Below are 10,234 nucleotides of genomic sequence, written 5' to 3'. Positions count from 1 at the left end.
CCTGTACTAATTGCCCGTGAGGCTTAACCATACAACACCCAAAGGGTTTTGATGGACTCGATTAAGAACGATTGAATGTGTAGAGAACGCATTAACGGCTTTCCAGATTATTTTGCCTTCAGTTTTTAGAAAAAGCTGAAAGTAAAAGCAAGAATTTGCTTGGCGACCATAGCGATTTGGACCCACCTGATTTCCATTCCGAACTCAGAAGTGAAACGAATTAGCGCCGATGGTAGTGTGGGGCTTCCCCATGTGAGAGTAGGACATCGCCAGGCTTTGAACATTCATCTGCTTGAAGCGCTTAAGAGATAAGACTTTAAACAGAGACCGTGTGGAGCGGTAGTTCAGTTGGTTAGAATACCGGCCTGTCACGCCGGGGGTCGCGGGTTCGAGTCCCGTCCGCTCCGCCACTTATTAAGAAGCCTCGCTAGTAATAGCGGGGCTTTTTATCGTCTGTAGATTGGGCGTAGACTCTGAGAGCCTTCGGCTTGAGTCCCGGTCGTGCGCGACCACGGCCGTTCCACCACTTATGCTAAGCCCAAGTCGAAATACTTGGGCTTTTGTTGTTTTAAAGCGCAGTTCAGAAAGCTTTTCTTGAAGAGTCTGTTTAATTTTGCCAATACGGTTACCTAGATGCTATTGACTGTTCGCTTAGTCGATTTTATATCGCAAGCTCCCTCCATATTCACCAAGCTTAATTCCAATAGAAGTTAGCTAAGGCAGCACTACACTGCCAATCAGAGTGTTACCACCCCTGATGTGGCGTTAAGTCAAGAAGCCTTCACGAAGCGCACACGCAATAATTGTAGGCCTTTAAAGAAATGTTCTTTTGCTAAATAAGCAGCCTCCTGCGGATAGCTTCGTTGGCTGCCACTAACTGCGCTGTGGTCAGGGCTACGACGATCGCCTTATCATTACCTATTCTCAGCGTTTATGGCGTTTATGTTCTGATAGTTGATGAGTGAATTGATGGCCCAGATGCTCGGAATTGAGTTGCTTTGATGGCAAAGCCTAGGCGTGTCAACTACAGTAAAGATCCTTATTGGATCAATGTTGAGGTAATTATGAGCGTTGTAATTAGAGACCCCCTAGCAGAAGATTTTGAGCAATGGAAAGTCTTATTTCATCATTATCAGGCCTTCTATCGTGGTCATATTCCGGAAGATACTGTGGAGTACACTTGGACGCGCTTCTTTGACCCTGATGAGTCTCTAGGCGCTTTTGTCGCTGAAATGGATGGGAAACTGGTTGGATTGATCCACTACCTTTATCACGACTCCACATGGAATAAGAACAAAAGCTGCTACATCGAAGATCTTTTTGTGGATAAGGCCGCTCGTGGTGAGGATATAGGACGTGCGCTTTTACTCAAGGTTGCTGAACGAGGTACTGAGGAAGGCGCATTTCGAGTCTATTTGCATACGCAAGAGTATAACAGTGCGGGGCGATCACTATACGATTCAGTGTTACCTTTATCGTCGTTTATTGTGTATCGTAAAAATTTGCCACTTTGATATACCCAAGTGACTTCAAAATGCAGGATTCAGAGCCGACTCACTGGGCTGAGAGCAAGGCAAACAACGCAGTGAAATAGTGAGTCTATTTTCAAGTTGTTTAACGCACTTTCGTTACAACAAAAAGCAGTTCAGTGATTGGCTCCCAAAGGGCGAGCTGTCTTGGCTCATCAGCTTTGTTGACGATTTTCGATTGAGAACCACTCAATCATCAAATCCTCGCCTCGCTGACAAACCAAGTCATTCTCGCTGAACCATGCATCTTGATGTTACTTGGAGATATAAAGTAACGATAAGAAAAAAGCCCAAGCATAATGAAATGCTTGGGCTTTCAATTTGGCTCCTCCTGCTGGGCTCGAACCAGCGACCTGCGGATTAACAGTCCGTCGCTCTACCAACTGAGCTAAGGAGGAACTATTCTGTTGTATCTTAATGGATACGAAATAATGGTGCCGACTACCGGAATCGAACTGGTGACCTACTGATTACAAGTCAGTTGCTCTACCTACTGAGCTAAGTCGGCACAAACTTACGAGCTGAGCTTGTAAGTTAAAAGTGGCTCCTCCTGCTGGGCTCGAACCAGCGACCTGCGGATTAACAGTCCGTCGCTCTACCAACTGAGCTAAGGAGGAATTGAATTAGTATAATCTTTATTAAGCGTATGAGCGACGTTATTCACTCACTTTCTTGCTTAATCATTACCCAACTAAATTAGGTAATAAAAGTGGCTCCTCCTGCTGGGCTCGAACCAGCGACCTGCGGATTAACAGTCCGTCGCTCTACCAACTGAGCTAAGGAGGAACTATTCTGTTGTATCTTAATGGATACGAAATAATGGTGCCGACTACCGGAATCGAACTGGTGACCTACTGATTACAAGTCAGTTGCTCTACCTACTGAGCTAAGTCGGCGCACAATATTCTTTGTTCATCGGTAATACACCAATGAGCTTAAATCATGGTGCCCGGAGGCGGAATCGAACCACCGACACGAGGATTTTCAATCCTCTGCTCTACCGACTGAGCTATCCGGGCAACGAGGGGTATTAAACGGTTTTTCCGCTTTCAGGTCAACACCTAAATAGAAAAAATAATATCGTTTGCTGTTTTTATGTTCGTAGTGGGTTGTTTTCGAACATTTGTTCTCACGTTCCCTTGTGTTGATAGGCTTGAACGTCGATTTTTCGACGAATTAATTGTGAGGGAATTGCCAAGTTTTGCAAAAAAAGCACGCATGAAAGCGTGCTTTTTACTTAACTTAGTTGGTTTTTATTATCGCACTGAAAATCGACTCACGCCTTTTTCCAATTGATTCGCTAATTGTGCAAGCCCTGTGCTGCTGTTTTCACTTTCTGCGACGACTTGATTCAATTGGTTGCTGCTCTCTTCAATCATATTGATTCTATGAGCAATGTCGTTGCTAACCGCGGTTTGCTCTGCTGCCGCAGAGGCAATTTGTTGGCTCATTGAACTAATCGACTCCAGCGCTTCCACGATGTGCTGCAATGACTCTGACGCGGAACGCGATTCGTTGACCGTATGTTGGCTTGTCGTGGCACAAAGCTCCATCGTTTGAATGGCGTTACGTGACCCTTCTTGTAAATTAGTGATCATTTCTTGAATTTCTTTGGTGCTTGATTGAGTGCGTCCGGCCAGGTTACGAACTTCATCGGCAACGACTGCGAACCCTCGTCCTTGCTCACCAGCACGCGCGGCTTCAATAGCGGCATTGAGCGCGAGCAAGTTCGTTTGCTCGGCAATATCACCGATCACATCGAGCACTTTAACAATCGCATTCACGTCTTGATCGAGATTCGCTACGACTTGACCTGCAGTAGTGAGCTGTCCCGCTAAGCCTTCGATTTTATCCACCGCGCTGTGAACCAGTTGGCGGGTTTGTTGACTTTGTTGGTCTGCATCGTCTGTGCTCTGTGCGGTGTCATTGGCAGAGTCGGCGACATTATTAGCAGACGAGGCCATCTGAGTCATCGCAGTGGCAATCATCGCGGTAGATTGTTGTTGTGAGCCAGTAAGGTCGACGATGGTTTTGGTGCGGTTTTGTGCCGCAGCCAGCTCCTCGCGTAGAGCATTCATTGATGACTCCATGCTCTGAACTAACTCCGCAAGCGACAGACTCATCTCTTGTACCGCTTGATAAATGCTGCCCTTCGTTGCGCGATGGGAAAATTGAGTATGGATATTTCCCTTAGCAATCTCCTGAACCGCAGCGCAAACATCATTGGGCTCGCCACCTAACAGATTGAACATGCGTTTAATGGCGATGATCAACACCGCTACTATTGCTCCAGCAATCACAAGGCAAAGTGCAAGTTGCCACTGCGCTGTGGCCCAGAAACGTGCATCAACTTCGTGTGAGCCAATCCCCGTTCCGACAACCCAGTTCCAGCGGGGGGTTTTTTGAGCGATTGACAGCATTTGTGCAACAGTGCCGTCGGGAGCCGCTGAAGTCCAGTGATATTGCGCGATGGTATTGGGGTTACTTTGAATGGCATCTAATAAAATACGAGCAACACTATTGCCACTAGCGTCTTTGAAATCATGAAAGCTGGTGCCATGAAGCTGGGGATCAAGCGCTGCTGCGATAAAGGTCATATTTTCATCGGCCACATAGACATATTCGTTATCTTTATAAATATTAGTGCGCATTAGGCGTGTGGCGAGTTCTTTAGCTTCTTTGTCAGAAAGAATGCCCTCAGCGGCCATTTTTTCTACCTCAATAAGCGTTGAGTAAGCGCTGCGGAATAACTCAGTCACACGTGCTTTATTATCAAGGTCACTAGCGTAGCGAAGTGTAAATAGCCCAGTGAGGCTTAATGCCGTTAATGCAACAAGAATGATTGCAGAAAGGAGATATGCTTGATTTTTTAGTTTCATACAATACCTATGAGATAGCGTGTGGAAAAAGAGATGTCGTAAACCGGCTCTGAATCCAGCGTCTTGAAGTCTATATACTCATCCCGCTTGAAGTTTCATTTTTAATATTAAATAGCGTCAATCTATTCTGTTGCTTGTTTAATATTAAAGAGTCGTTCGGTAATGGTTGTAGTCACTTCAAACGATTTAGTTTTGCGCGATGCGTGACGTATCAAGTGAGATGATATTTCAAATAGTAAGGAAAATGAGTGGCGCAATCAGCGATGCTGAGCATACTTTTACGACAGAATTAATTTTTAACGCAAAAAATCAATTCTATTCGCTTATTATCGTATTTATTTTTATAAATATTTTGGGATTGAAATTGAATTTATATTGATAGGGCTGGGCTTAAAATTGTATACCCCTTCTACTTGAAGTTGCAGCGCTGTCCTTTAAAAAATGAAGGGACGGGCACTCACAAACCTCATCACATAGTTTATCTATGTTCACGAAGTGTCCACGAAGTGTTCACGAAGTGCTCAGAGGCTTTGTTCGCTGGTCACCTACCTGCATCTTCAAGTTGTTTGGGTATATACCGAGTCATTTTAAAATCAGGGGTGCAGCAAGTAGGGCTTGGAGTGTTAGTGGGAGGAGGGTTTGAAGCTGAGTGGTTCTTAATCGAAAATAGGCTCGCGTTTTCGCTTCAATTTAAAATTGTCTCGCTGCTGATTCATCATCGGGGATAAGTAACGTGCAGTGCTCAAGAGACAAGCAGCCACATCCAATGCAGCCAGAAAGGTTATTCCGCAAATGCTGTAATTGTTCAATTCGTGCATCCAGATCCGATCGCCATTGGGTGGATAGTCGCTCCCAATCTTGTTTTGTTGGATTGCGATGCTCTGGAAGCGTGGCAAAAGCAGAGGCAATTTGCTCCAACGTCATCCCTAAACTTTGCGCTATCTTAATCACGGCGATCCGTCGAATCATAGATCTATGGTATCGCCGTTGATTTCCATTGGTACGGACCGCGTAGATCAGGCCTCTTTGTTCATAAAAACGCAGTGCTGAAGTAGTGACATTGCACAGTTTCGCGATGGCGCTGATGGTGAGGTAATGGGGAGAGCGACTCATACATGGCAACTTAAAAACGACTATCGCCTAAAAGTAGCTTGACTTAAAGTTAACTTCAACTTTTATCATCGCGCCGCCACGCAAGGTGGCAGTAGTAAGCAATAAGTCGTTTGTCGGTGATGAAATGAAAAATATTTTGGTGATTAATAGTAGTGTTCGGACTGAGAGTTCGCATTCGCGTCGTTTGACTCAGTCGCTTGTTTCTCGAATGCTTCAGCAATATCAATCAGCTTCGGTAGTCCATCGCGATGTCGCTCAAGATTGCCTCCCTCATTATGATAGCCATAGCTTTATTGGTTGCATGGGCGGCACTACGCCTGAACAGCAGGCCGCATCAGAACGTTCTTTGGCATTAATTGAAGAAGTGAAGCGCGCTGATACCTTGGTGATCGGTATCCCCGTATATAATTTCTCTATTCCAAGTACACTGAAATCATGGATCGATCATATTGCGCGTGCTGGCGTTACTTTCCGCTACACCGAGGAAGGGCCTCAAGGTGAACTGGGAGGACGTAAAGTCTATCTCGTGATTACATGTGGCGGTGGCACAACCGAGTATGTTGAAGGTCAGATGAGAGCGTCTTTGAGTATGCTGGGTATGGATGATGTGACAATCGTAAAAGGGATTGGGCTTGATATGGTTGATAGCACTTCTACTTTGACTGCCGTGGATGCGGCTATCGAATGTTGCGCAATATAAGCAAAGACAAAAAAGCCCCGCAACACAGGTGCTGCGGGGCGATTTATGGTGCCTCGAGGCGGAATCGAACCACCGACACGAGGATTTTCAATCCTCTGCTCTACCGACTGAGCTATCGAGGCAAAAGAGTGGTGCCGACTACCGGAATCGAACTGGTGACCTACTGATTACAAGTCAGTTGCTCTACCTACTGAGCTAAGTCGGCGCACAATATTCTTTGTTCATCGGTAATACACCAATGAGCTTAAATCATGGTGCCCGGAGGCGGAATCGAACCACCGACACGAGGATTTTCAATCCTCTGCTCTACCGACTGAGCTATCCGGGCAACGGAGCGCTATTAAACGGATTTTCAGTCATAACGTCAACTGATTTTTCGAAAAAAAACACTTTGTCGTGTTGTTTGCTGAGTTTTTCAGCAAATGTCGGTGAATTATTTACCCGCGGTTAAATTCCTTCTTAAATGTGGTCACTTTTTCAAGGTAGCGTCGAGCCTCTGCTTTAGGGTGTTTGTTGGTCAGCGCCCAGTAGACTTGATTTGGCTGCAGTGAATTGATGTCTTGCATTGCCCGCTTTCGATCGCGTGCGTTAAAGGTATTGAGTACGCCGCCCGTCCCGCCGTTATAGGCGGAAATCATCGTATACTCGAGAGTCAGTGGGTGCGTGACAGATTTGAGATAACGATTTTTGAGGATATAGAAATAGGCAGTGCCTGCGTCAATGTTGTTTTCAGGGTTGAACAGATACTCCGGTGATGGTTCACCAGAGCGATTTTTCACCAATTTAAACACATCACGACCCGCGGTTTTGGGCACGACTTGCATTAACCCATATGCGTTTGCCCAGCTTACTGCGTAGGGGTTGAAGCTACTTTCGGTCTTGATAATGGCGTAGATCAAATCTTCGGGAATACCGTATTTTTTAGAGGCACGGCGAACGATATCAGCGTACTGATAGCTGCGTTTACTGGAATGGTCCGCCACCATGGGAATTTCAACGTAATGCGCTTTCTTATAGTCGACGACTTTTGTTTTAAGATGATTGGCAATTAAGTAATCCGCGTAGCGATTTGCACGCCATGACCACTGAATGGGTTGTTTGTCTTGGTCAACGACCTGATTATAAAGAAATGGCTGCCCTTCAAGTACAATCGCTTTGGATGAGAAAAGATCGACTTGAGCAGGGTTATCTGGAGTGAGTAGGGTTGTGATTATGGCATTTTTTAAATGAATTTTCGGATCGGTCGTTGCAATTGTTTCGACTTGAATTGTGCCTTTGGCAAAGTCAACATCCGCTCGACTTAGGTAATTGTCGATGTATTTGACGTAATTACTCTTGCCGGCGACTTTTATCTCATTTTGACCCCAGCGTTTGGCAATATTGCCGGAAAAACTGTTGATAAGTGCATCAAGCGCATCGGTATCTTTTTCAAATTGACCGGGAAGCTGTGCTAAGTTTTTGGCAAAACGATTCGTCGGTTGATAGTCGACAGAATAAAAACGTTCAACAAATTCTCGGCTACAGCCGGAGATTAAAAGTGCGCTAAGGCAGCAGTAGACTATTTTTTTCATCTCAAATTACAAAAAAGACATCACGCTCATCGCATGATGTCATGTTGATTGAATTATGAGAATGGAAAATTAACCAGCTTGTGGCATGGCTATCTCACTTTATTTTGACGGTGGCGTGTAGCCATCAATTTGAACGTCCTTACCCTCAAACAGATAATTGACCATTTCAGTTTCAATAAGCTTACGATGCTCAGGATCCATCATGTTTAATTTCTTTTCATTGATAAGCATGGTCTGCTTGGCTTGCCACTGACTCCACGCTTCTTTAGAGATGGTATCAAAAATGCGTTTGCCCAGTTCACCCGGGTAGAGCTGAAAATCTAAGCCTTCCGCTTCTTTATTTAGTCGAGCACAAAATACAGTACGGCTCATAAGGACTCCTTTGTCATTGATGATACCCCTTTCATTTGAATCGTCGATAATGCTGGCGAGCCGTCTCGTGATTCCGTTAAATCGATGGCGTATCGGAATAGGAATGTTGCAATTCGTGAGGCAAGCTCTCCAGTAATTGTTTCACTGGTGCTGCCAAACCAATTGCTTCAGGGTGGGTTAAGTTATACCAAAGACCTTGGTTGGCTTCCATCACCACGTTGGGCTGTTGATTCAGCTCAATAAGCACAGGCGTAATATCGAGGTGGTAGTGGCTAAAAGTATGACGAAACGCAATAAGCGTGCGTTGAGTGATGATACTTGCGCGGGAAATACCGTGAGCATGCAGCAGCGCATCAAGGTTGTCGCTGTCCGATTGTGGAAAGCAGTGCAGTCCACCCCAGATCCCACTAGGAGGTCGTCGCTCAAGCCAAATTTGGTCTTGATAATGAATAATCGCAAACCAAGTCTGTTTGACAGGTTTCGTTTTTGCGGGCTTTTTCCCTGGGTAGTTTTGTGGATCGCCCTGACGAAAAGCGTTGCAGTGATTTGAAACCGGGCATAATGCGCATTTTGGTTTGGTGCGAGTACATACCATCGCTCCCATGTCCATCATGGCTTGATTGTAACGATCGACGGCGTGAGTGGGTGTATTTGCCTGTGCGTATTGCCAGAGCGTATTTTCAACGTCTTTTTTACCCGGCCAACCGCTAACGGCATACACACGAGCGAGTGTTCGTTTGACGTTGCCATCTAAAATGGCATGGGGCTGGCAGTAGACTGAGGATAAAATCGCTGCGGCCGTTGAACGGCCGATCCCCGGCAAGGAATTGAGCGCGTCAATGTCAGTAGGAAACTCACCACCATGATCATTGACCACCATTTGCGCTGTTTTGTGAAGATTGCGCGCTCGAGCGTAGTAACCCAACCCCGTCCATAAATGCAAGACATCGTCCAATTGCGCATCGGCAAGGGCTGTGACCGTCGGGAAATGTTCAAGAAAACGTTGGTAATAGGGGATCACCGTGACAACCTGGGTTTGCTGCAGCATGATTTCCGACAGCCAAACACGATAGGCGTTTTTGTCTTGTTGCCATGGTAGGTTTTTACGGCCATAAGCGTCGTACCAGGTGAGAATATCTTGAGCAAAAGGGGTCACGGTTATCTCTATGTTCTATGCTTTTGAAGCTAAAATTGGAACATAAACAAGTTACCAAGTGCAAGTGTGATATATCTCTTGCACTGGCGGCGTATCTTTGGATAATCCCCGCTTTGATTAATCAATGTTCAGGCAATTTCGATGAGTGATGTAATTACCACAGAAGTGAATGAAGATGGCAAAGTGATCCGTAAGATCCGTAGCTTTGTTCGTCGTGAGGGTCGTCTCACCAAGGGCCAAGAGAGCGCGATGAAAGAGTGTTGGCCTTCGATGGGGATTGACTACCAGCCGCAACTGCTTAATTGGCAAGAAGTCTTTGGTAATGATAATCCAGTTGTACTAGAGATAGGCTTTGGCATGGGCGCATCATTGGTCGAAATGGCCAAAAATGCACCAGAGAAAAACTTTATCGGTATTGAAGTGCACAGTCCAGGTGTTGGCGCTTGTTTAGCGGCCGCTCGTGAAGCGGGTGTTACCAATTTACGTGTGATGTGCCATGACGCCGTTGAAGTGTTTGAACATATGATCCCAAATGGCAGCTTGAGCACTTTGCAGCTGTTTTTCCCAGATCCGTGGCACAAAAAACGTCATCATAAGCGTCGTATTGTTCAGCTTGAATTTGCTGAAATGGTGCGCAGTAAACTGCAGTTGGACAGTGGTATCTTCCATATGGCAACCGATTGGGAAAACTACGCAGAGCATATGATTGAAGTCATGGATGCTGCGCCAGGCTATCGCAATATTGCCGAAAATGGCCCTTATATTCCCCGTCCTGACGAACGACCACTCACTAAGTTTGAAGCGCGTGGTCATCGTCTCGGTCATGGCGTGTGGGACATTAAGTATCAGCGTATTAGCTAAGTAAATCGGCATATACCCAAACAACTTGGAGTTGCAGGTAGGCGGCAAACGAG

8 protein-coding genes, 10 tRNA genes and 1 rRNA gene are annotated in these 10,234 nt (G+C 45.7%); 5 read left to right on the top strand and 14 right to left on the bottom strand.

What is annotated here, in order from left to right; genetic code table 11:
• Nucleotides 1-158 precede the first annotated feature (158 nt).
• From rrf to HGP28_RS08325, 3 genes are all read left to right on the top strand, one after another.
• Nucleotides 159-275, top strand: a 5S ribosomal RNA gene (rrf, locus tag HGP28_RS08335).
• Between the two features lie 58 nt (nt 276-333).
• Nucleotides 334-410: transfer RNA gene (locus HGP28_RS08330), tRNA-Asp, on the top strand.
• A 654-nt stretch (nt 411-1,064) separates the two neighbouring features.
• Complete coding sequence (locus HGP28_RS08325) at nt 1,065-1,514, top strand: GNAT family N-acetyltransferase (RefSeq protein ID WP_168835988.1); 450 nt, start codon at nt 1,065-1,067, stop codon at nt 1,512-1,514.
• A 337-nt stretch (nt 1,515-1,851) separates the two neighbouring features.
• Here HGP28_RS08325 and HGP28_RS08320 read toward each other — a convergent pair.
• The 8 genes from HGP28_RS08320 to soxR all read right to left on the bottom strand — a co-directional run bounded on the left by HGP28_RS08320 (nt 1,852) and on the right by soxR (nt 5,521).
• Nucleotides 1,852-1,927, bottom strand: a tRNA-Asn gene (locus tag HGP28_RS08320).
• 34 nt (nt 1,928-1,961) lie between these two features.
• Nucleotides 1,962-2,037, bottom strand: a tRNA-Thr gene (locus HGP28_RS08315).
• Nucleotides 2,038-2,070: 33 nt separating this feature from the next.
• Nucleotides 2,071-2,146, bottom strand: a tRNA-Asn gene (locus HGP28_RS08310).
• Between the two features lie 93 nt (nt 2,147-2,239).
• A tRNA-Asn gene (locus tag HGP28_RS08305) sits at nt 2,240-2,315 on the bottom strand.
• A 34-nt stretch (nt 2,316-2,349) separates the two neighbouring features.
• Nucleotides 2,350-2,425 (bottom strand) — tRNA-Thr (locus HGP28_RS08300).
• A 47-nt stretch (nt 2,426-2,472) separates the two neighbouring features.
• Nucleotides 2,473-2,548, bottom strand: a tRNA-Phe gene (locus HGP28_RS08295).
• A 237-nt stretch (nt 2,549-2,785) separates the two neighbouring features.
• Nucleotides 2,786-4,408, bottom strand: coding sequence for a methyl-accepting chemotaxis protein (locus HGP28_RS08290; protein WP_168835987.1), 1,623 nt, complete (start codon nt 4,406-4,408; stop codon nt 2,786-2,788).
• 690 nt (nt 4,409-5,098) lie between these two features.
• Nucleotides 5,099-5,521 carry a redox-sensitive transcriptional activator SoxR gene (soxR, locus tag HGP28_RS08285; RefSeq protein WP_168835986.1) on the bottom strand — a complete coding sequence of 141 codons (423 nt, stop codon included), beginning with the start codon at nt 5,519-5,521 and terminating at the stop codon, nt 5,099-5,101.
• Between the two features lie 124 nt (nt 5,522-5,645).
• Here soxR and HGP28_RS08280 point away from each other — a divergent pair, with 124 nt between their 5' ends.
• Complete coding sequence (locus tag HGP28_RS08280) at nt 5,646-6,221, top strand: FMN-dependent NADH-azoreductase (protein WP_168835985.1); 576 nt, start codon at nt 5,646-5,648, stop codon at nt 6,219-6,221.
• Between the two features lie 46 nt (nt 6,222-6,267).
• On the opposite strand, the gene HGP28_RS08275 is transcribed toward HGP28_RS08280, so the two are convergent.
• The 6 genes from HGP28_RS08275 to mutY form a co-directional block, all read right to left on the bottom strand.
• A tRNA-Phe gene (locus HGP28_RS08275) sits at nt 6,268-6,343 on the bottom strand.
• A 7-nt stretch (nt 6,344-6,350) separates the two neighbouring features.
• Nucleotides 6,351-6,426: transfer RNA gene (locus tag HGP28_RS08270), tRNA-Thr, on the bottom strand.
• A gap of 47 nt (nt 6,427-6,473) precedes the next feature.
• Nucleotides 6,474-6,549 (bottom strand) — tRNA-Phe (locus HGP28_RS08265).
• Nucleotides 6,550-6,658: 109 nt separating this feature from the next.
• Complete coding sequence (gene mltC, locus HGP28_RS08260) at nt 6,659-7,792, bottom strand: membrane-bound lytic murein transglycosylase MltC (RefSeq protein WP_168835984.1); 1,134 nt, start codon at nt 7,790-7,792, stop codon at nt 6,659-6,661.
• Between the two features lie 99 nt (nt 7,793-7,891).
• The gene (locus HGP28_RS08255) at nt 7,892-8,164 is read right to left on the bottom strand and encodes an oxidative damage protection protein (RefSeq protein WP_168835983.1); all 273 of its coding nucleotides are present in this window, start codon (nt 8,162-8,164) and stop codon (nt 7,892-7,894) included.
• Nucleotides 8,165-8,240: 76 nt separating this feature from the next.
• A complete protein-coding gene (mutY, locus tag HGP28_RS08250) occupies nt 8,241-9,320 on the bottom strand; it encodes an A/G-specific adenine glycosylase (protein WP_168835982.1) in 1,080 nt (359 codons plus the stop codon).
• A 141-nt stretch (nt 9,321-9,461) separates the two neighbouring features.
• Between mutY and trmB the strand changes: the two genes are divergently transcribed.
• Nucleotides 9,462-10,181, top strand: a complete 720-nt coding sequence (gene trmB, locus HGP28_RS08245; RefSeq protein ID WP_168835981.1) for a tRNA (guanosine(46)-N7)-methyltransferase TrmB — start codon at nt 9,462-9,464, stop codon at nt 10,179-10,181.
• Nucleotides 10,182-10,234: the final 53 nt, after the last annotated feature.

The sequence above is a fragment of the Vibrio agarilyticus genome (genome assembly GCF_012641465.1).
Taxonomy (GTDB): domain Bacteria; phylum Pseudomonadota; class Gammaproteobacteria; order Enterobacterales; family Vibrionaceae; genus Vibrio; species Vibrio agarilyticus.
Note: the sequence above shows the minus strand (reverse complement) of the source record. Positions and strands in the feature narration are given on the sequence as shown.

Coding starts and splice junctions, on each gene's coding strand:
- HGP28_RS08325 (WP_168835988.1), top strand. CDS start 1,065: ATGAGCGTTGTAATTAGAGACCCCCTAGCAGAAGATTTTGAGCAATGG.
- HGP28_RS08290 (WP_168835987.1), bottom strand. CDS start 4,408: ATGAAACTAAAAAATCAAGCATATCTCCTTTCTGCAATCATTCTTGTT.
- soxR (WP_168835986.1), bottom strand. CDS start 5,521: ATGAGTCGCTCTCCCCATTACCTCACCATCAGCGCCATCGCGAAACTG.
- HGP28_RS08280 (WP_168835985.1), top strand. CDS start 5,646: ATGAAAAATATTTTGGTGATTAATAGTAGTGTTCGGACTGAGAGTTCG.
- mltC (WP_168835984.1), bottom strand. CDS start 7,792: ATGAAAAAAATAGTCTACTGCTGCCTTAGCGCACTTTTAATCTCCGGC.
- HGP28_RS08255 (WP_168835983.1), bottom strand. CDS start 8,164: ATGAGCCGTACTGTATTTTGTGCTCGACTAAATAAAGAAGCGGAAGGC.
- trmB (WP_168835981.1), top strand. CDS start 9,462: ATGAGTGATGTAATTACCACAGAAGTGAATGAAGATGGCAAAGTGATC.